General features: G+C 72.1%; 19 protein-coding genes. 16 read left to right on the top strand and 3 right to left on the bottom strand.

Translation table 11 applies throughout. From position 1 onward, the window contains the following. Positions 1-85: 85 nt before the first annotated feature. On the bottom strand, positions 86-775 hold the full coding sequence (locus ISO16_RS04075; protein ID WP_072635342.1) for an MBL fold metallo-hydrolase: 690 nt from the start codon (positions 773-775) through the stop codon (positions 86-88). Positions 776-948: 173 nt separating this feature from the next. Between ISO16_RS04075 and uvrA the strand changes: the two genes are divergently transcribed. Next, a complete protein-coding gene (gene uvrA, locus ISO16_RS04070) occupies positions 949-3,882 on the top strand; it encodes an excinuclease ABC subunit UvrA (RefSeq protein ID WP_006936517.1) in 2,934 nt (977 codons plus the stop codon). Positions 3,883-3,921: 39 nt separating this feature from the next. Then, positions 3,922-5,070: a lipase family protein gene (locus ISO16_RS04065; RefSeq protein ID WP_442800808.1), complete on the top strand. Its 1,149-nt coding sequence runs from the start codon at positions 3,922-3,924 to the stop codon at positions 5,068-5,070. Positions 5,071-5,082: 12 nt separating this feature from the next. Here the strand turns inward: ISO16_RS04065 and ISO16_RS04060 are convergent, their stop codons facing one another. Continuing rightward, positions 5,083-5,799: an alpha/beta fold hydrolase gene (locus ISO16_RS04060; RefSeq protein WP_006936513.1), complete on the bottom strand. Its 717-nt coding sequence runs from the start codon at positions 5,797-5,799 to the stop codon at positions 5,083-5,085. A gap of 117 nt (positions 5,800-5,916) precedes the next feature. On the opposite strand from ISO16_RS04060, the gene ISO16_RS04055 reads away from it, so the two are divergent. Next, the gene (locus tag ISO16_RS04055) at positions 5,917-7,728 is read left to right on the top strand and encodes a pyruvate kinase (protein WP_072635341.1); all 1,812 of its coding nucleotides are present in this window, start codon (positions 5,917-5,919) and stop codon (positions 7,726-7,728) included. 22 nt (positions 7,729-7,750) lie between these two features. On the opposite strand, the gene ISO16_RS04050 is transcribed toward ISO16_RS04055, so the two are convergent. Further along, complete coding sequence (locus ISO16_RS04050; protein WP_006936509.1) at positions 7,751-8,104, bottom strand: DUF1844 domain-containing protein; 354 nt, start codon at positions 8,102-8,104, stop codon at positions 7,751-7,753. A gap of 357 nt (positions 8,105-8,461) precedes the next feature. On the opposite strand from ISO16_RS04050, the gene infC reads away from it, so the two are divergent. From infC to ISO16_RS03985, 13 genes are all read left to right on the top strand, one after another. Continuing rightward, positions 8,462-9,121: a translation initiation factor IF-3 gene (infC, locus tag ISO16_RS04045; RefSeq protein ID WP_029543898.1), complete on the top strand. Its 660-nt coding sequence runs from the start codon at positions 8,462-8,464 to the stop codon at positions 9,119-9,121. 89 nt (positions 9,122-9,210) lie between these two features. Continuing rightward, a complete protein-coding gene (rpmI, locus tag ISO16_RS04040) occupies positions 9,211-9,405 on the top strand; it encodes a 50S ribosomal protein L35 (protein WP_006936506.1) in 195 nt (64 codons plus the stop codon). A 64-nt stretch (positions 9,406-9,469) separates the two neighbouring features. Then, complete coding sequence (rplT, locus tag ISO16_RS04035; protein WP_003937964.1) at positions 9,470-9,856, top strand: 50S ribosomal protein L20; 387 nt, start codon at positions 9,470-9,472, stop codon at positions 9,854-9,856. Between the two features lie 55 nt (positions 9,857-9,911). Next, positions 9,912-10,724 (top strand): TrmH family RNA methyltransferase, encoded by an 813-nt coding sequence (locus ISO16_RS04030; protein WP_072635340.1) that lies wholly within the window; start codon positions 9,912-9,914, stop codon positions 10,722-10,724. Between the two features lie 108 nt (positions 10,725-10,832). Then, positions 10,833-11,903 carry a phenylalanine--tRNA ligase subunit alpha gene (pheS, locus tag ISO16_RS04025; RefSeq protein WP_006936501.1) on the top strand — a complete coding sequence of 357 codons (1,071 nt, stop codon included), beginning with the start codon at positions 10,833-10,835 and terminating at the stop codon, positions 11,901-11,903. Between the two features lie 53 nt (positions 11,904-11,956). Further along, entirely contained in the window at positions 11,957-14,446 is a 2,490-nt protein-coding gene (gene pheT, locus ISO16_RS04020) for a phenylalanine--tRNA ligase subunit beta (RefSeq protein ID WP_072635339.1), read from the top strand. 28 nt (positions 14,447-14,474) lie between these two features. Further along, positions 14,475-14,861: a PspA/IM30 family protein gene (locus tag ISO16_RS04015; RefSeq protein ID WP_072635338.1), complete on the top strand. Its 387-nt coding sequence runs from the start codon at positions 14,475-14,477 to the stop codon at positions 14,859-14,861. A gap of 60 nt (positions 14,862-14,921) precedes the next feature. Continuing rightward, positions 14,922-15,995 (top strand): N-acetyl-gamma-glutamyl-phosphate reductase, encoded by a 1,074-nt coding sequence (argC, locus tag ISO16_RS04010; RefSeq protein ID WP_043799637.1) that lies wholly within the window; start codon positions 14,922-14,924, stop codon positions 15,993-15,995. After that, the gene (gene argJ, locus ISO16_RS04005; protein WP_006936493.1) at positions 15,992-17,248 is read left to right on the top strand and encodes a bifunctional glutamate N-acetyltransferase/amino-acid acetyltransferase ArgJ; all 1,257 of its coding nucleotides are present in this window, start codon (positions 15,992-15,994) and stop codon (positions 17,246-17,248) included. Before argC ends, argJ begins: the two co-directional genes overlap by 4 nt. After that, positions 17,245-18,189 (top strand): acetylglutamate kinase, encoded by a 945-nt coding sequence (gene argB, locus ISO16_RS04000; RefSeq protein ID WP_072635337.1) that lies wholly within the window; start codon positions 17,245-17,247, stop codon positions 18,187-18,189. Before argJ ends, argB begins: the two co-directional genes overlap by 4 nt. Beyond that, positions 18,186-19,373 (top strand): acetylornithine transaminase, encoded by a 1,188-nt coding sequence (locus ISO16_RS03995; RefSeq protein WP_006936489.1) that lies wholly within the window; start codon positions 18,186-18,188, stop codon positions 19,371-19,373. The genes argB and ISO16_RS03995 overlap by 4 nt, the downstream gene beginning before the upstream one ends. A 4-nt stretch (positions 19,374-19,377) precedes the next feature. Then, entirely contained in the window at positions 19,378-20,307 is a 930-nt protein-coding gene (argF, locus tag ISO16_RS03990) for an ornithine carbamoyltransferase (RefSeq protein ID WP_006936487.1), read from the top strand. A gap of 11 nt (positions 20,308-20,318) precedes the next feature. Beyond that, on the top strand, positions 20,319-20,834 hold the full coding sequence (locus ISO16_RS03985; protein ID WP_006936485.1) for an arginine repressor: 516 nt from the start codon (positions 20,319-20,321) through the stop codon (positions 20,832-20,834). Positions 20,835-20,879: the final 45 nt, after the last annotated feature.

Genomic DNA, 20,879 nt, shown 5'->3' with positions numbered 1-20,879 from the left:
GACACCGGCCCCGGCCATCGAGCTGCCGCCGTCGCAGCTGCGCGAACGCGCCGCGTGAGAACGGCGGCCTCCCGCAGCCACCCGGTCACCAGCCGCGCTCGCGCCACTCCGCGAGGTGCGGGCGCTCGGCGCCGAGGGTGGTGTCCTTGCCGTGGCCGGGGTAGATCACCGTGTCGTCACCGAAGCGGCCGAAGAGCTTGGTGTCGACGTCGTCGTACAGCGAGGTGAACTTCTCGGCGTCCGCGGTCTTGCCCAGGCCGCCGGGGAAGAGGGAGTCACCGGTGAAGATGTGGTGCCGTCCGGTGCCGGCCTCGGTGAGGACCAGCGCGATCGAGCCGGGGGTGTGCCCGGACAGGTGGATCACCTCGAGACCGAGCTCGCCGACGGCGACGGTGTCGCCTTCCATGAGCAACCGATCGGGCGTGACCGGGAGCTGCTCGGCGTCGAGCGGGTGCGCCGCCGTGGGAACCCCGGTCGACGCCGCGACCGCCTCGAGGCCCTGCCAGTGGTCCCAGTGCTGGTGGGTCGTGACGATCAGCTCGAGTTTCGGGGCGTGCTCGGCGAGGAACCGGGTCAGCAACTCCGGCTCGTTCGCTGCATCGAGGAACACAGATCTGCCGGTGGCGGAATCCGTGACCAGGTACGTGTTGTTGTCCATGGGTCCGACGGACATCTTGACGATGGTCGCGCCGGGCACGGTGCGGCGCTGCGCGGGACCGCCGGGGGTGACCTCGCCGGTGTAGTCGTCGTCGATGACCAAGGGCTGCTGCGACATGTGAGGCACGTTACCGCCGAGGCCCGTCGCCCGCGTGCGCGGCGGTCGGGAACCGGAACGTGTCGGTGGGCGCGCCTACCATGGTCCAGGGCCGAGTTGCGCGACGTGACGTCGGTGAATCGAGATGCGACCGGATCCGACCGTCCAGGGGATCCGACGAGGAGGGACGTGGCGTGGCGGATCGCCTGATCGTGCGTGGCGCGCGGGAGCACAACCTGCGGGGGATCGACCTGGACCTGCCGCGTGACAGCCTGATCGTCTTCACCGGCCTGTCCGGGTCGGGCAAGTCGAGCCTGGCGTTCGACACGATCTTCGCCGAGGGGCAGCGCCGTTACGTCGAGTCGCTGTCCGCCTACGCGCGCCAGTTCCTCGGCCAGATGGACAAACCCGACGTCGACTTCATCGAGGGCCTGTCGCCGGCGGTGTCCATCGACCAGAAGTCCACCAACCGGAACCCGCGCTCGACGGTGGGCACCATCACCGAGGTCTACGACTATCTGCGCCTGCTCTACGCCCGCGCAGGCACGGCGCACTGCCCGCAGTGCGGGGAGCAGATCGCCCGGCAGACGCCGCAGCAGATCGTCGACCAGGTCCTCGACATGGAGCAGGGCACCCGGTTCCAGGTGCTCGCCCCGGTCGTGCGCACCCGCAAGGGGGAATTCGTCGACCTGTTCGAGCAGCTGACCGTGCAGGGGTACGCCCGCGTGCGGGTCGACGGAGTGGTCTATCCCCTCACCGATCCGCCGAAGCTGAAGAAGCAGGAGAAACACGACATCGAGGTGGTCGTCGACCGCCTCGCGGTCAAGGCGAGCGCCAAGCAGCGGCTCACCGATTCGATCGAGACCGCGCTGCGCCTGGCGGAGGGCATCGTCGTCCTCGACTTCGTGGACCGGGACGAGAACGCCGCCGACCGCGAGCGTCGCTTCTCCGAGACGCTCGCCTGCCCGAACGGGCACCCCCTGTCCATCGACGAACTCGAACCCCGGTCCTTCTCGTTCAACTCCCCGTACGGCGCCTGCCCCGAATGCACCGGCCTCGGCATCCGCAAGGAGGTCGACCCGGAGCTCGTCGTGCCGGACCCGGAACTCAGCCTCGAGGACGGTGCGATCGCGCCCTGGTCGATGGGGCAGACCTCCGAGTACTTCACCCGGCTGCTGTCCGGGCTCGCCGACATCATGGGCTTCGAGATGTCCACCCCGTGGAACAAGCTGCCGGCCAAGGCCCGCAAGGCCATCCTCGAGGGCAGCCCGGAACAGGTCCACGTCCGCTACAAGAACCGGTACGGCCGGACACGGTCGTATTACGCCGAGTTCGAGGGCGTGATGCCGTTCCTGCACCGCCGGCTCGAACAGACCGAGTCCGAGCAGATGAAGGAACGCTACGACGGGTACATGCGGGAGATCCCGTGCCCCACGTGCGAGGGCGCGCGGCTGCGTCCGGAGATCCTCGCGGTGACGATCGCCGCGGGCGAGCACGGGCACAAGTCCATCGCCGAGGTCTCCGACCTGTCCATCGCCGAGTGCGCCGAGTTCCTGAACGCCCTGACCCTCGGGGCGCGGGAGGAGGCCATCGCAGGGCAGGTGCTCAAGGAGATCCAGGCGCGTCTCGGGTTCCTGCTCGACGTGGGACTCGAATACCTCACCCTGTCCCGCGCGGCCGGCACCCTGTCCGGCGGGGAGGCACAGCGCATCCGCCTCGCCACCCAGATCGGCTCGGGCCTGGTCGGTGTCCTGTACGTCCTGGACGAGCCGTCCATCGGCCTGCACCAGCGCGACAACCGCCGGCTCATCGAAACCCTCACGCGGCTGCGTGATCTCGGCAACACCCTGATCGTCGTCGAGCACGACGAGGACACCATCCGCGCGTCGGACTGGGTCGTCGACATCGGGCCGTACGCCGGCGAGCACGGCGGTCGCGTCGTGCACACCGGCCCCTACAAGGAACTGCTCGAGTGCACCGAGTCGCTCACCGGCGCGTACCTGTCCGGACGTCAGCGGATCGAGGTGCCGGAGCAGCGCCGGCCGGTGGACCGCAAGCGTCAGGTCACCGTCGTCGGCGCCCGCGAGAACAACCTGCGCGGCATCGACGTGGCCTTCCCGCTCGGCGTGCTCACCTCCATCACCGGTGTCTCCGGATCCGGCAAGTCGACCCTGGTCAACGACATTCTCGCGACGGTCATGGCCAACAAGCTCAACGGCGCGCGGCAGGTGCCCGGCCGGCACACCCGCGTCAACGGGCTCGACCAGCTCGACAAGCTCGTGCAGGTGGACCAGTCGCCGATCGGCCGTACCCCGCGGTCGAATCCGGCCACCTACACGGGCGTGTTCGACAAGATCCGCACCCTGTTCGCCGCGACCACCGAGGCGAAGGTGCGCGGCTATCAGCCGGGCCGGTTCTCGTTCAACGTCAAGGGCGGCCGATGCGAGGCCTGCTCGGGTGACGGCACGCTCAAGATCGAGATGAACTTCCTGCCCGACGTGTACGTGCCGTGCGAGGTGTGCCACGGGGCCCGCTACAACCGCGAGACCCTCGAGGTGCACTACAAGGGCAAGACCATCGCCGAGGTGCTGGACATGCCCATCGAGGAGGCCGCCGAGTTCTTCGAGCCGGTCACCTCGATCCACCGCTACCTGCGCACCCTTGTCGACGTCGGCCTCGGATACGTGCGCCTGGGCCAGCCAGCCCCGACCCTCTCGGGGGGCGAGGCGCAGCGCGTCAAGCTCGCCGCGGAGCTGCAGAAGCGGTCGACGGGCCGCACCGTGTACGTGCTGGACGAGCCGACCACCGGTCTGCACTTCGAGGACATCCGCAAGCTGCTCGGCGTGATCAACGGGCTCGTCGACAAGGGCAACACGGTGATCGTGATCGAACACAACCTCGACGTGATCAAGACGGCGGACTGGATCATCGACATGGGCCCCGAAGGGGGCTCCGGCGGCGGCACCGTCGTCGCGCAGGGCACGCCCGAGGACGTCGCGGCGGTCGAGGGCAGCTACACCGGCACGTTCCTGCGCGAGGCGCTCGCCGAGTCCGTCGCCCAGGAGCCCGCGCCCGCCCGCAAGCCGGCGCGCAAGCGCGCGCCGCGGAAGGTGGCGGCCGCGAGCTGACCTCGGCGCCGACGCGCCGCGGACCGCGAGGGGGATGGGGTGGCACGGACGTTCTCCGGTGGTCGTGTCCGCGGGATCGTCGCCGCGCTCGTGACGGCGATGCTGCTCACGGCCGGGGTTGCGGCGGCCCGGCCCGCAGGCAGCGAGGCGGACCCGCCGGGCACCGTCGTCCGGGTCGATCCGTTGCCGCGGCAGTGGTGGCTGCCGGATGCGTCCGCCGCGTCGGTGCTCACCTACCGCACCACCGGACCGCGCGGGGTGCCGGCCCTGAGCACCGGCGCGGTCTTCGTGCCGTCGGGCGCCGCGCCCACCGGCGGCTGGCCGGTGGTGTCGTGGGGACACGGCGCGGTCGGAATCGCGGACCGGTGCGCCCCCACCGTCGACGGCCGCATCGACAACGGATACCTGGCGCACTGGCTCGCCCAGGGATACGCGGTCGTCGCCACCGACTACCCCGGTCTCGGCACCCCCGGCCTCCACGCCTACCTCGACGGGCCGTCGGAGGCCCACGCCCTGATCGACATGGTGCGCGCCGCGCGGGCAGTGGAACCGTCCCTCGGGTCGCGCTGGGTCGCACTCGGCCAGTCGCAGGGCGGTCAAGCCGCGATGGTCGCGGCCTCCCTCGCGACCCGGTACGCACCCGAGCTCGACTACCGCGGCGCCGTCGCGCTGGGCGTGCCGTCGAACATCGAGCACCTCGTGCCGTTCGGTGACCCGCGCCTTCCGCCGCTGCCGCTGACCGGCACCACCGTGTTCATCGCCTACCTGCTGGCCGGGATGCGCGCGACCCGCCCCGACGTCGACGTCGACCGCTTCCTCAGCCCGCGGGGCCGCGAGGTCCTCGCCCGGCTCGAGGACCTGTGCTACCAGGAGGCGGCGGCCGAGGTCGGGGATCTGTCGATCGGCGACCTGCTGGCGCGACGCACCGACGATCCGGCCCTGGTCCGGGCCGCCCGCGACATGCTCGAGATCCCCACCCGCGGCTACGACCGTCCACTGTTCCTCGGCCAGGGCCTGACGGACACCGTCACCCCGGCGCCGTTCACGTTCAAGCTCGTCGCCGACCTGACCGCGGCCGGGGAGCGGTTCGTGTTCCGGTCGTATCCCGTCGGCCACCTGGAGACGATGCGGGCGTCCCTGGACGACGTCACAGCGTTCGTTGAGGACCTGTTCGCCGCGGGCCGGTAGCGAGCGACCGCGTCAGCGGCGCCCCGCCGTATCGATCGTCGCCGTATCGATCGCCGCCGCGAGATCGGCGGGACGGGACCACATCGGCCAGTGACCGGTCGGCAGGTCGACGTACTCCACGTCGGTCAACCGGCCGAGCTCGGACGCCACCGGATGCCCCGACTGCGCCATCCGCGGGATCGCCCCGGACGGGAAGCTGCTGCACACGACGGTGGTCGGCACCCTCAGGCGGGCGTCGTCGTGCAGGGCGAGCGGAGTCCGCGCCGGACCGGCCGGATGCGGCACCGCCCGCTCCCGGAACCGCTGCAGCGCAGCGTCGTCGAGCCCGTGCAGGCTGTTGCCGTCGGCTTCGAGCTCCGCCCACGGCGGTAGCGGGATCTCCGCCACGGCGGCATCGAGATCCGGTCGCAGTGCAGCGGCATCCGGCAGCGGACCGGAGTCGACGTACACCAGGCGGGCCACGTCCGTCGGGACCCGGTCCGACGCCGCGTACGCGACCGGGCCGGCGCCGCTGTGCGCGACGACGATCGCACCGCCCGCCACCGCATCCACGACGGCACCGACGTGGTCGTCGAGGGTGATGCCGGAGCGGTCGGTCCGGACGGACCCGAGCCCGGGCAGAGTCAGGGCGTCGACCCTGTGCCCCCGCGCCCGCAGGTCCTCGGCGACGGCCTCCCATGCCCATGCGCCGAGCCAGAATCCGGGAACGAGGATCACGTGTGCGCCCACGACACCCATCCTCGGGGATGCAGGCGACGGTGCGGGTCACCGACACGGTCGTTGCCGGAACGACATTGTTCAACCGGGCGCAAACCTCGCGAAACTCCGCGCCCCTACGGTGGGCGCATGACCGGTGCGCACGGCGACCTCGCGGCCCTCGCCGCCGCGCTCGACGAGCTGCGGGACGGGCTCGTCGCCGCCGCGGACGCCGACGAGCGCTGGGCCCAGGCCCACCCCGCTCACCGGCCCGGCGCGGAGAACCTGGCGCACTACGTCGCCCTGCGGCGCCGGGACATCCGCGACCTGCAGTCCGACCTCGCCGCGTGGGGGCTCTCGTCCCTGGGGCGCGCCGAGGCCCACGTGCTGGCCTCCGTCGACGCGGTGCGCCGGGCCGTGGGCAGCCTCGCCGACCTGCCCGAGATCGATGCCCGGCCCTGTCCGGTCGATTTCGTCACCGGCGAGCGCCTGCTCGAACGCCACGCCACCGCACTGCTCGGTCCCGTCCACGGCGGCCGCCGGACCCGCATCATGGTGACGCTGCCGAGCGAGGCGGCCACCGACGCCGAACTCGTCGACCGGATCGTCGGCGCCGGCGCCGAACTCGTCCGGATCAACTGCGCGCACGACGGCCCGGACGCGTGGGCCGCCATGATCGACCACGTGCGCCGCGCCGAACGGGCCCACGGCCGGCACGTCGCCGTCACCATGGACCTCGCCGGCCCGAAGCTGCGCACGGGCCCCGTCGCGCCCGGTCCCGCGGTCGTGCACGCCAAACCCGAACGGGACGCGCTCGGCCGCACCGTCGCACCCGTCCAGGTGCGGCTCACCCGCCCGGGCTCTGCGGCCGCCGCGGGCGAGGTCGTCGTCCCCGTCACCGACGAGTTGTGGCTGGCCCGGCGCCGACCCGGCGACCGCATCGCCTTCCGCGACACCCGCGGCTCCAAGCGCATGCTGGTCGTCACCGGCACCGCCGCCGGTGACGTGCGCACCGAGCTGACCGACACCGCCTACCTCGTGCCCGGCACCCGGCTGACCGCGCACGGCGACGCCACCGCCGTCGCGGCCCTCCCGCCGCGCGAACGGCGGCTCACCCTGCACGTCGGCGACGAGCTGATCCTGGATCCGGACCTCACGCCCGCCGACCCCGACGCCCGCCCGCCCCGCATCGGCTGCACCCTGCCCCGGGTGTTCGAGGACACCCGGATCGGGCACCGGATCTTCTTCGACGACGGCCGGATCGGGGGGATCGTCGAGGAGGCCGCTCCGGGGCGGCTGCGGATCCGCATCACCGACGCGGATCTGCGCGGCTCCCGGCTGGGGACGGCCAAGGGCATCAACCTGCCCGACACCGAGCTGCGGCTGCCGGCGCTCACCGACGAGGACCTGGACCGGTTGCCGTTCGTGGTCGCGCACGCGGACGCGGTCAGCCTGTCCTTCGTGCGCAGTGCCGCCGACGTCGCGCGCCTGCAGGACCGGCTCGCCGAACTCGGCGGCGCGCGGCTCGGGGTGATCCTCAAGGTGGAGACGGTGGCGGGGTTCGAGAACCTGCCGTCCATCCTGTTCGCGGCCCTGCACTCGCCGCGGGTCGGCGTGATGATCGCGCGCGGCGACCTCGCCGTCGAGGCCGGTTACGGCCGGCTGGCCGAGGTGCAGGAGGAGATCCTGTGGGTGTGCGAGGCGGCGCACGTCCCGGTGATCTGGGCGACGCAGGTCCTCGACACCCTCGCCCGGACCGGCCGGCCGTCGCGCGCGGAGATCACCGACGCCGCGGCGTCGGGCCGGGCCGAGTGCGTGATGCTCAACAAGGGCCCGTACGTCGACCACGCGGTGCGCTTCCTCGACGACGTGCTGGGCCGGATGGCCGACCACCAACGCAAGAAGGACTCGCTGCTGCGGCGCCTGCGGGCCTGGGAGGAGCCGGGCGTGCCGCTGCGCTGAGACCGGGGTGGCCGAGGCCGGGTCAGAAGACCGGGCCGGTGTACTTCTCGCCCGGGCCCTTGCCCGGCTCGTCCGGGTAGGCCGACGCCTCCCGGAAGGCCCGCTGCAGCGCCTGCAGCCCCTCGCGCAGCGGCCCGGCGTGCGGGCCGAGGTACTCCACGGACGCGGTGACCAGCCCGGCGAGGGCGGTGATCACCCGGCGCGCCTCGTCCAGGTCGCGGTGGGTGCCGGCCTCGGGATCCTCGTCGGCCAGGCCGAGCTTCTCGGCGGCGGAACTCATGAGCATCACGGCGGCGCGGCTGATCACCTCGACGGCCGGGATCTCGCCCAGGTGCCGGACGTCACCGGCCACGGTCGGATCGGGGGTGTCGGTCATGGGTCCACGATCCCACCCGCGCCTCGCTGCCGCTGGGGCGGGTCGGGCCGCGGCCGGCGATTCGATCGACGGCCCGAAGTTTGCTAGGCTGTGAGTCACGACCGTCCGCGTGCTCTGCGCGTGGGCAGCAAAGTGGAGTCCGACTCCCACCTCTGCGCGGCACATGACCTGGTCATGACCTTCGCTCAGTGGTCCGGTCCGCCGCCCACCGGGGTATCCGGGGAGCGTGCGCCCCGAGTGATCGGGGGACGAGAGCGCACGGCCTTCGCGTCGTGGGGTCCGTCGGGCCGGTCGGTATTCGGACCCCGCCCGGTGCGCAAGCACCGTCGGCGGGGTTTTTCGTCGGAAGTCGGCCCCATGTGCTGCGGCGCGGTCACCCGGACCGCACCGCTCTACCTAGGAGGCCCCATCAGCGCTGAGACCCGCATCAACGAACGCATCCGAGTTCCCGAGGTCCGACTCGTCGGACCGGGTGGGGAACAGGTCGGAATCGTGCGTGTTGAAGATGCACTCCGCCTGGCATTCGAAGCCGATCTCGATCTGGTCGAGGTGGCCCCTGACGCCCGTCCGCCGGTCTGCAAGATCATGGACTACGGCAAGTTCAAGTACGAGGCTGCCCAGAAGGCGCGCGAGTCGCGCAAGAACCAGCAGCTGACCGTGATCAAGGAGCAGAAGCTCCGGCCGAAGATCGACGACCACGACTACGAGACCAAGAAGCGCAACGTGGTGCGCTTCCTCGAGGCGGGGTCGAAGGTCAAGGTAACGATCATGTTCCGCGGCCGCGAGCAGTCCCGCCCCGAGCTCGGGTTCCGGCTGCTGCAGCGCCTCGGCGCCGACGTCGCCGATCTCGGCTTCATCGAGACCGCCCCCAAGCAGGACGGTCGGAACATGACCATGGTCCTGGCCCCGCACAAGGGCGCCAAGACCCGCGCCAAGGCGCAGGAGACCGCCCAGGCCTCCGTCGCCAGGCCGGCTCCTGCCGCGGACAAGCCCGCGGCAGGCGACGGCACCGCGTAGCTCCGCCGGTCGACCGGGCTCACCGCCCGGCCGGCCGCTGCGCGCAAGCCGGACGAACACGAGTAAATCCCCGACGAACTGAGGACTCCATGCCCAAGTCGAAGACCCACAGCGGCACCGCGAAGCGATTCAAGGTGTCCGGCAGCGGAAAGATCCTGCGCCAGAAGGCCGGCCGCCGCCACCTGCTCGAGCACAAGTCCTCCCGGGTGACGCGTCGCCTCGACGGCAAGGCCGCCGTCTCCGACGTCGACGCCCCGCGCGTCAAGCGCATGCTCGGCATCTGAGCTTCTTTCCCCGACCGACCCCCGGGGGCGATCGACTGCCCCCCGAGATTGACAGGACATATCAGTGGCACGCGTGAAGAGGGCCGTCAACGCCCAGAAGAAGCGCCGTTCGATCCTCGAGGCTTCCAAGGGCTACCGCGGGCAGCGCTCGCGTCTGTACCGCAAGGCCAAGGAACAGCAGCTCCACTCGCTGACCTACGCCTACCGCGACCGTCGCGCGCGCAAGGGTGACTTCCGCAAGCTGTGGATCAGCCGCATCAACGCCGCTGCCCGCGCCAACGACATCACCTACAACCGCTTCATCCAGGGCCTGAAGGCCGCGGGTGTCGAGGTGGACCGCAAGATCCTCGCCGAGCTCGCCGTCTCCGACGCCGAGGCGTTCGCCGGCCTGGTCGCCGTGGCCAAGGCCGCGTTGCCCGCCGACGTCAACGCGCCGGCCGACGCCGCCTGAGCGCAGCGCGAACGCCGAGACGACGCTGAACGACCGACCAGCACAGGAACGACCCGTGGACCCGCTCACCGAGCGCACCCCACGGGTCGTTTCTGCTGTCAAACTCCTGCGCACCTCCGACCGCCGCAAGGCCGGCCGTTTCCTCGCCGAGGGCGAGAACTCCGTCGGCGAGGCCCTCACGACCGCCGTCGTGCACGAGGTGTTCGTCACCGAGGCCGCCGCCGCCCGCTACCCCGATCTGCTCGACGCCGCCCGGCGCCGACACGTGCGGGTCTCCACCGTCACCGAGCGCGCGGCCGCCCGGCTATCGGACACCGTCACCCCGCCCGGCATCGTCGCCGTGTGCGATCTGCTCGACGTGCCGCTCGCCCGGGCCCTGACCCCGCCGCCGCGGCTGCTCGCCGTGCCCGTCGAGATCGCCGAGCCCGGCAACGCCGGCACCGTCATCCGCGTGGCCGACGCGGTCGGCGCCGACGCGGTGGTCCTCGCCGGCGACAGCGTCGACCCGCATAACGGCAAGTGCGTCCGCGCCTCCGCGGGCAGCGTGTTCCACCTCCCGCTCGCCCGTGAACGCGACACCGGCACCGTCCTCGACGCGCTCGCCGCCGCCGGACTCCAGGTGCTCGCCACCGCCGCCGACGGCGAGGTCGATCTCGACGAGGCCGACGAGCTGCTCGCCGCCCCCACGGCGTGGCTGTTCGGCAACGAGGCCCACGGCCTCGACCCGGCGGTCGCGGCGCGGGCCGACCACCGGGTGCGCATCCCCATCCGCGGCCGCGCCGAATCGTTGAACCTTGCCACCGCCGCGTCGATCTGCCTGTACGCAAGCGCCCGCGTGCAGCATCGCGCCGACAGGGCCGTGCCCTAGCGCGGCCCGGCCATCGCCTAGGATTTGGGTGCTGCGCTGGCGCGATCCGTTCGACGCCGAACGTGGCACCACACCCACCGTTCGCCCGAAGAAGGAGTTGCACCGGTCGTGGCCAAGAATGAGGGCGGCACCCCGCCGGCAGTCGATCCGAGCGCCCTGAGCGAGGAGTCGCTCGCCGCGTCCACGCAGGCCGCGCTGGCCGCGTTCGCCGCCGCCCCCGACCTCGACGCGCTCGCGCAGGCCAAGATCGACCACCTCGGCGACAAGGCCCCCGTCTCCCTCGCCAAGCGCGCCCTGGGCGGCCTGCCCGGCAACCAGCGCGCCGACGCCGGCAAGCGGGTCAACGCGGCCCGCGGCGCGGTCACCGCGGCTTTCGATGAACGCCGCACCGAGCTCCTCGCCGAGCGCGACGCCGCGGTCCTCGTCGCCGAGGCCATCGACGTCACCCTGCCCGCCAACCGCCGGCCCGCCGGCGCGCGGCACCCGATCACGATCATCTCCGACCAGATCGCCGACGTGTTCGTCGGCATGGGCTGGGAGGTGGCCGAGGGCCCCGAGGTCGAAACCGAGCACTTCAACTTCGACGCGCTGAACTTCCTGCCGGACCACCCCGCCCGCACGATGCAGGACACCTTCCACATCGCGCCGGAGGGCTCACGGCAGGTGCTGCGCACCCACACCTCGCCGGTGCAGGTGCGCACCATGCTGCACCGCGACATCCCGATCTACGTGGTGTGCCCCGGCCGCACCTTCCGCACCGACGAGCTCGACGCCACCCACACCCCGGTGTTCTCGCAGATCGAAGGCCTGGCCGTGGACAAGGGTCTGACCATGGCCCACCTGCGCGGCACCCTGGACGCGTTCGCCCGTGCCCTGTTCGGACCCGAGACCCGAACCCGGATGCGCCCGAACTACTTCCCGTTCACCGAGCCGTCCGCCGAGGTGGACGTGTGGTTCCCGAACAAGAAGGGCGGTGCCGGCTGGGTCGAATGGGGCGGCTGCGGCATGGTCAACCCCAACGTGCTGCGCGCGAGCGGCATCGACCCCGACGAGTACACCGGCTTCGCGTTCGGGATGGGCCTCGAGCGCACCCTGCAGTTCCGCAACGGCATCTCCGACATGCGCGACATCGTCGAGGGCGACGTCCGATTCACCATGCCCTTCGGCGTGCAGGGCTGACGCCGCCCGACCCGAGACCCGACCACCGAACCGACCGAAAGAGCTGAGCACAAGTGCGAGTAGCGCAGTCCTGGCTGACCGAGATCCTGCAGCGGGCCACCCCCGAGTGGAACGTCACCGCCGAGGAACTCGATGCGGGATTCGTCCGGGTCGGACTCGAGGTGGAGGAGGTCGACACCCTCGCGCGTCTCGACGGCCCCCTCGTCGTCGGCCGCGTCCTCGAGATCACCGAGCTCACGGAGTTCAAGAAGCCCATCCGCTTCTGCCAGGTCGAGGTGGGCGAAGACGCCCCGCGCGGCATCGTGTGCGGCGCCCGCAACTTCACCGAGGGCGACCTCGTGGTCGTCGCGCTGCCCGGCGCGGTGCTGCCCGGCGGCTTCGCCATCGCCTCCCGCAAGACCTACGGCAGGGTCTCCGACGGGATGATCTGCTCCGTCGCCGAGCTCGGCATCGGCAAGGACCACTCCGGCATCCTCGTCCTAGAGGAGGGCACCGCCGAACCGGGTACCGACGCCAACGACCTGCTCGGCCTCGGCGACACCGTCATCGAGCTGAACATCACCCCCGACCGCGGCTACTGCTTCTCGCTGCGGGGCCTGACCCGCGAACTCGCGTGCGGCTTCGACCTCGAGTTCGCCGACCCCGCGCACGTCGTGCCCAATCCGGCCGACGGCGGCCAGGCCTACCCGATCCGGCTCGAGCCGGAGACCGACGCCACCCGCTTCGCCGCCCGCAAGGTCACCGGCATCGACCCCAAGGCCGTGTCCCCGTGGTGGCTGCAGCGGCGGCTGCTGCTGTCCGGCATCCGCCCGATCTCCCCGGCCGTCGACGTGACCAACTATGTGCTGCTCGAACTCGGCCAGCCGCTGCACGCCTTCGACGCCGCCACCCTCCAGGGTGAGCTCGTCGTGCGGCGCGCGAGGGCGGGGGAGAAGCTGACCACCCTCGACGGCATCGAACGCGACCTCGACCCCGAGGACGTCGTCATCACCGACGACTCCGGGGTGATCTCCCTGGCCGGGATCATGGGCGGCGTCGCCACCGAGGTGAGCGGCACCACCACCGACGTCCTCCTCGAGGCCGCCACCTGGGATCCGCTGGCCGTGTTCCGGAGCGCGCGGCGCCACAAGCTGGTCAGCGAGGCGGGCAAGCGGTTCGAGCGCAACGTCGACCCCGAAGTGGCGCTGCCGGCGCTGGACCGGGCCGCGTCGCTGCTCGTGGAGATCGCCGGTGGCCGCGTCGAGCCGGTCCTGACCGACATCTCGGTCCCCGTCGAGCCGGTCTCGATCCGCATGGACATCGACCTGCCCGACCGCATGGCCGGGGTCGCCTACCCGACCGGCACCGCCGCCCGCCGGCTCACCCAGATCGGATGTGGCGTCGAGGTCGGCGTCGGCCCGGACGGGCACGGCCAGCTGGTGGTCACGCCGCCCACGTGGCGACCCGACCTGCGCCAGCCGGCCGACCTGGTGGAGGAGGTGCTGCGGCTCGAGGGACTCGAGCAGATCCCGTCCGTGCTCCCCGCCGCCCCCGCCGGCCGCGGACTGACCCCGAGCCAGAAGCGCCGCCGCGCCGTGGGCCGCGCCCTGGCCGCCGACGGCCACGTCGAGGTCCTCGCCCCCGTCTTCCTGCCGGCGCACGTGTTCGACACGTGGGGTCTCGACGCCGACGACCCGCGCCGCACCACCACCAAGGTTCTCAACCCGCTCGAGGCCGACCGCCCCGAGCTGGCGACGACGCTGCTGCCCGGCCTGCTCGAGGTGCTCGCCCGCAACGTCTCCCGTGGCCAGCGCGACCTGTCGCTCTATGCGATCGCGCAGGTCGTCCTGCCCGGACCCGGCACCCGGCCCGTGCCGCCGCTGCCGGTGGACCGGCGTCCCACCGACGAGCAGATCGCGCTGCTCGAAGGATCGCTGCCCGCGCAGCCCGTCCATGTCGGGGCGGTGCTGTGCGGCCTGCGGGAGCCCGCCGGGCCGTGGGGCCCGGGCCGGCCCGCGGACGCGACCGACGCGTTCGCCGCGGCGGAGACCGTCGCGGCCGCCGCCGGTGTGCGGCTGCAGCGCCGCGCGGCGCAGTACCTGCCCTGGCATCCGGGCCGCTGCGCCGAGCTGCTCGTCGACGGTGTCGTCGTCGGCCATGCCGGCGAGCTGCACCCGGCGGTGCTCGAGCGCGGCGGCCTGCCCGCCCGCACGTGCGCGTTCGAACTGGACCTCGACGCGCTGCCGATCATGGAGTCGCTGCCGGCGCCCAAGGTCTCCCCGTTCCCCGCCGTCCTGCAGGACGTCGCCGTCGTCGTGGCCAAGGAGGTCCCGGCCGCCGACGTCGAGGAAGCGCTGCGCGCGGGTGGCGGCGAGCTGCTCGAGGACATTCGCCTGTTCGACGTGTTCGAGGGGGCGCAGGTCGGGGAGGGCCGCAAGTCGCTCGCCTTCGCGCTGCGGTTCCGGGCGGCAGACCGCACGCTCACGGAGGACGAGGCCAGCGCCGCCCGCGCCGCCGCCGTCGCGTCGGCGTCCGCCGCCGTCGGTGCCGAACTGCGGCACTGACCCGGGCCTGCGGACGTAGCCTGGGAGCATGACCACGGATCCGTCGTCCCCCGACCCCGACGCTCCGGACACGCCCGTGCCCGACGTCACCCCGGCCGAGCCCGGTTCTCCGTCGGTCCCGGACGTGACACCGGCGGAACCGGGCTCGCCTTCGGTGCCGGACGTCCCGCCGTCCCCGGTCGGGCCGGACGTGACACCTGCCGAGGGGGCGGCCGCCGGTTACACCTCGGCCGGAGTGCCCACGTTCGACTCGGTGCGTGAGAAGATCGAACGCCGCGCAGGCACGGCGATCGGTGCGGAGGAACTTGCCCGCGAGAGCGCGGCGGGGCGCACGCTCGAGGAACAGTTCGACGAGCGCCGACGGGCCGCCGCCGACAAGCTGACCGAGATCCGCCGTTCGCTGGCCGAGGGGTGAGCCGGTCCGGTCCGACCCACCCGTATGAATGAAGTTGCATGATGATGCATAATCAATCGTATGGGTAACTCACCGGAATTCACGGCGACCGCACAGTCACCGATTCGGGTCGCCGTCGCGGGGGCCAGCGGGTACGCGGGCGGCGAAATCCTGCGCCTGCTTCTCGGTCATCCCGCCTATCAGGACGGCCGGCTCGTCGTCGGCGCGCTCACCGCCGGCGGCAACGCCGGCGCGACGCTCCGCGAGTTCCATCCCCACCTGCTTCCGCTGGCCGACCGCATCCTCGGCGCCACCGATCTCGACACCCTGGCCGGCCACGACGTCGTGTTCCTCGGCCTGCCCCACGGCCACTCCGCCGTCATCGCCGAGCAACTGCCCGACACCACCGTCGTCATCGACTGCGGCGCCGACTTCCGTCTGTCCGAGTCGGCCGACTGGGAACGCTGGTACGGCGGCGACCACGCAGGAACCTGGCCCTACGGCATGCCCGAGCTGCCCGGCAAGCGTGAGCACCTGATCGGCGCCACCCGCATCGCGGTCCCTGGGTGCTATCCCACGTCGGCCACCCTCGCCCTGGCCCCCGCCGTCGCGGCCGGCATCGTCGAGCCGAGGGTCCAGGTCGTCGCCGTGTCCGGCACCTCCGGCGCCGGCAAGTCCCCCAGGGTCGACCTCCTCGGCTCCGAGGTGATGGGCTCGGTGCGGGCCTACGGCGTCGGCGGAGCGCACCGGCACACGCCGGAGATCAAGCAGAACCTCGCCGCCCTGACCGATGCCGCCGTGACCGTCTCCTTCACCCCCGTGCTGGCGCCGATGCCCCGCGGCATCCTCGCGACCTGCACAGCCCCCACCACGGCCACCGCCGACGAGGCCCGGGCCGTGTACGAGAAGGCCTACGCCGACGAGCCGTTCGTCCAGGTGCTGCCCGAAGGGGTGCTGCCCACCACCGGTGCGGTGCTCGGCTCCAACGCCGTGCAGCTCGCCGTCACCGTCGACCCCGACGCCGGCGTCCTCGTCGCCATCGCCGCGCTCGACAACCTGACCAAAGGCACCGCCGGCGCGGCGGTGCAGTCCATGAACCTGGCACTCGGCCTGCCCGAGACCGCCGGCCTGTCCACCGTGGGAGTCGCCCCGTGAGCATCGACAGACACTCCACCGACGAGCACGTCTACGCCGACGCCGTCGACATCGCCGGCGGACGCCTGATCCGCACCCAGGGCGTCACGTCGCCCGCCGGGTTCCGCGCCGCGGGCATCCCCGCCGGCATCAAGGCCTCCGGCAACCCGGACCTCGCGCTGGTCTTCAACGAGGGTCCGGAGCTGACCGCCGCCGGCGTGTTCACCACCAACAAGATCAAGGCCGCACCCGTGCTGTGGTCGCAGCAGGTCCTCACCTCCGGCGCCCTGCGCGCGGTGATCCTGAACAGCGGCGGCGCCAACGCCTGCACCGGCCCCGGCGGGTTCCAGGACACCCACGCCACCGCGGAGAAGGTCGCCGAAACCCTCAGCAACTGGGGCACCGAGACCGGTGCGGGCGAGATCGCCGTGTGCTCTACCGGGCTCATCGGCGACCGGCTGCCCATGGGCAAGGTCCTCGCCGGGGTGGAGGAGATCGTCCACGAACTCGCCGGCGGCATCTCCGGCGGCACCGACGCCGCCTACGCCATCATGACCACCGACACGGTGCCCAAGCAGGCGGCCCTGCACCACGCCGACAAGTGGAACGTCGGCGGCATGGCCAAGGGCGCCGGCATGCTCGCCCCCGCTCTGGCCACCATGCTGTGCGTCGTCACCACCGACGCCGTCGCCACCGCCGAGCAGCTCGACCGCGCCCTGCGCGCCGCCACCCGGCTGACATTCGACCGCCTCGACGTCGACGGGTCCACCTCCACCAACGACACCGTGCTGCTGCTCGCGTCCGGTGCCAGCGGCATCGCCCCCACCCAGGAACAGCTCGACGCCGCCGTCCTCGCGGTGTGCGACGACCTCGCCGGGCAGATGATGGCCGACGCCGAGGGCGTCACCAAGCGGGTCACCGTCACCGTCCGCGGCGCCGCAAGCGAACAGGACGCCCTCGTCGGCGCGCGCACCGTCGCGCGCGACAACCTCGTCAAGACCGCCCTGTTCGGTTCCGACCCCAACTGGGGTCGCGTCCTCGCCGCGATCGGCATCGCCCCGATCGACCTCGACCCGAACCGCATCTCCGTCACGTTCAACGGCTCCCCGGTGTGCATCGACGGTGTCGGCGCCCCCGGCGCCCGCGAGGTCGACCTCTCCGGCCCCGACATCGCCCTCGACATCGACCTCGGCGTCGGCGACGCCGAGGTGACCATCCGCACCACCGACCTCTCCCACGGCTACGTCGAAGAGAACTCGGCCTACTCGTCATGACCGGAACCGATATGGCCACCGATCCCATCGCGCAGCTCACCGCCCACCAGAAGGCGTACGTCCTCGCCGAGGCCCTGCCGTGGCTGCAGAAGTTCCGCGGCAAGATCGTCGTGGTCAAGTACGGCGGCAACGCCATGATCGACGACGACCTCAAGCGCGCCTTCGCCGCCGACATGGCGTTCCTGCGCACCGTCGGCGTCCATCCCGTCGTCGTCCACGGCGGCGGACCGCAGATCAACGCCATGCTGAAGCGACTGGGCATGGCAGGTGAGTTCCGCGGTGGTTTCCGCGTCACCACCCCCGAGGTGATGGACGTCGTCCGCATGGTGCTGTTCGGCCAGGTCGGCCGCGAACTCGTCGGCCTGATCAACGCCCACGGCCCGTACGCCGTCGGCATCTCCGGCGAGGACGCCCACCTCTTCACAGCCACCCGCCGCACGGTCGTCGTCGACGGCGAGGACACCGACATCGGTCTCGTCGGCGACGTCACTACCGTGGACCCCGCCGCCGTCCACGACCTCATCGCGGCCGGCCGCATCCCCGTCGTCTCCACCATTGCCCCCGATGCCGACGGCGTGGTCCACAACATCAACGCCGACACCGCCGCCGCCGCCCTCGCCGAGGCCCTCGGCGCGGAGAAGCTCGTGGTCCTCACCGACGTCGAGGGCCTCTACACCGATTGGCCCGACCGCAGTTCCCTCGCCACCAGCATCGAAGCCGACGCCCTGGCCGATCTGCTGCCGTCCCTCGACGCCGGCATGGTCCCGAAGATGGAGGCCTGCCTGCGGGCCGTCCGCGGCGGCGTGCCCACCGCCCACGTCATCGACGGACGCCAGCCGCACTCGGTGCTGCTCGAACTCCTCACCGAGGAAGGCATCGGCACGATGGTCACTCCCACCCACCCCCGGACGACCGCACCCACCCAGGAAGGCACCTCATGACCGGCACCTCCGAACTCCAGCAGCGCTGGGCCGGGTCGCTGATGAACAACTACGGCGTCCCCAAGGTCGCCCTCGTCGCCGGCGACGGTGCCGTCGTCACCGACGCCGACGGCAAGCAGTACCTCGACCTGCTCGGCGGCATCGCCGTCAACGCCCTCGGTCACCGCCATCCCGCCATCCGCGAGGCCGTCACCGCGCAACTCGACACGCTCGGCCACGTGTCCAATCTCTACGCCAGCGGACCCGTCGTCGAACTCGCCGAGCGTCTCCTCGCGCACTTCGGGCACCCCGGCCGGGCGTTCTTCTGCAACTCCGGCACCGAAGCCAACGAGGCTGCGTTCAAGCTCGCCCGGCTCACCGGACGCCCCAAGATCATCGCCGCCGAGAAGGCCTTCCACGGCCGCACCATGGGCGCCCTGGCACTCACGGGCCAGCCCGACAAGCGCGCCCCGTTCGAACCCATGCCCCCCGGCGTCGAATTCGTCCCCTACGGCGACGCGGACGCCCTCGACGCCGCCGTCGACGAGAACACCGCCGCCGTGTTCCTCGAACCGATCATGGGGGAGTCCGGCGTCGTCGTGCCCCCCGAGGGCTACCTGGCCCACGCCCGCCGCATCACCGCCGAACGCGGGGCGCTGCTCGTCCTCGACGAGGTGCAGACCGGCATCGCCCGCACCGGCACGTTCTTCGCCCACCAGGCCGTCGGCATCGTGCCCGACGTGATGACCCTCGCCAAGGGGCTCGGCGGTGGCCTGCCCATCGGCGCCGTCGTCGCCACCGGACCGGCCGCCGACTTCTTCCAGCCCGGCAAGCACGGCACCACCTTCGGCGGCAACCCGGTGTGCGCCGCCGCCGCGCTCGCCGTCCTGCGCACCATCGACGAACAGCACCTGCTCGCCCACGTCGACGCCGTCGGCAAATCCATCGCCACCGGCATCGAAGCGCTCGGGCACCCCCTCGTCGACCACGTCCGAGGCGCCGGCCTGCTGCTCGGCATCGTCCTCACCGACACCAAGGCACCCGCCGTCGAAGCGGCCGCCCGGGACGCCGGCTATCTCGTCAACGCCGCCGCCCCCGACGTCATCCGCCTCGCGCCGCCGCTGATCCTCACCCAGGAACAGGCCGACGGGTTCGTCGCGACGCTGCCCTGCGTGCTCGACGCCGCCCAGCAGGAAGGAAACTAGACCCATGGTGAAGCACTTCCTCAAGGACGACGACCTCACGCCCGCGCAGCAGAGCGAGGTCCTCGACCTCGCCGCGGCCCTGAAGAAGGCCCCGTTCTCGGCCCGTCCCCTCGAGGGCCCGCGCGGCGTCGGAGTCATCTTCGAGAAGAACTCGACCCGCACCCGCTTCTCCTTCGAGATGGGTATCGCCCAGCTCGGCGGCCACGCCGTCGTCGTCGACGGCCGCACCACCCAGCTCGGACGCGAGGAAACCCTGCAGGACACCGGCCGCGTCCTGTCCCGCTACGTCGACGCCGTCGTCTGGCGCACCTTCGGCCAGGACCGGCTCCAGGCGATGGCCGAAGGCGCCACCGTGCCCCTCGTCAACGCCCTCTCCGACGAGTACCACCCCTGCCAGGTCCTCGCGGACCTGCTCACCCTCCGCGAGCACAAGGGTGAGCTGCACGGGCTGAAGCTGACCTACCTCGGCGACGGTGCCAACAACATGGCGCACTCGCTGCTGCTCGGCGGTGTCACCGCCGGCATCGACGTCACGATCGCCGCCCCCGCCGGTTTCGTCCCGAACCCCGCCGTCGTGGACGCGGCCCGCGCCCGCGCCGCCGAAACCGGCGCGCGGATCACCCTCACCGAGGACCCGCGCGCCGCCGTCGCCGGCGCCGACGCCCTCGTCACCGACACCTGGACCTCCATGGGCCAGGAGAACGACGGACTCGACCGCGTCGGTCCCTTCCGCCCGTACCAGGTCAACGCCGAGCTGCTCGCGCTCGCCGACCCGAACGCCGTCGTGCTGCACTGCCTGCCCGCCCACCGCGGCGACGAGGTCACCGACGAGGTCCTGGACGGACCGCAGTCGGTGGTGTGGGACGAGGCCGAGAACCGCCTCCACGCACAGAAGGCGCTGCTCGTGTGGCTGCTCGAGCAGCGCGAACGGTAACCGTGAGCAGCGTGGCCGAACCGTCGAGCGGCGCCGGACCGGCCGGCGCCGCCGCGGCCCCGACCCGCGCGGCCCGGCAGGCCCGGATCACCGCGCTCGTCGCCACCCACGCGATCCGCAGCCAGCCGGAACTCGCCGCGCTGCTGGCCGCCGAAGGCATCGAGGTGTCCAACGCCACCCTCTCCCGCGACCTCGAGGAGCTCGGAGCGGTCAAGCTCCGCGGGGCCGACGGCGGGCCCGGCGTGTACGTCGTCCCCGAGGACGGGAGCCCCGTCCGCGGCGTGTCCGGAGGCACCGACCGGCTCTCCCGCCTCCTCGGCGAACTGCTGGTCTCCACCGACTCGAGCGGCAACATCGCCGTGCTCCGCACCCCACCCGGAGCAGCGCACTATCTGGCCAGCGCACTCGATCGGGCATCATTACCCGAAGTGGTCGGCACCATCGCCGGCGACGACACCATCGCGGTGATCGCGCGCGAGCCCCTCACCGGAGCCGACCTCGCCGCGAAGATCGAATCCCTGGCCTGATCCGATCGCGCACCGAGCACCGATAGACGCAAGTTCAATCAAGAA

Origin of the sequence: Rhodococcus sp. M8 (genome assembly GCF_015654185.1) — a bacterium.
GTDB classification, from domain to species: domain Bacteria; phylum Actinomycetota; class Actinomycetes; order Mycobacteriales; family Mycobacteriaceae; genus Rhodococcus; species Rhodococcus aetherivorans.
The sequence above is the reverse complement of the archived record's forward strand: the minus strand, read 5'-3'. Positions and strand labels throughout refer to the sequence as shown.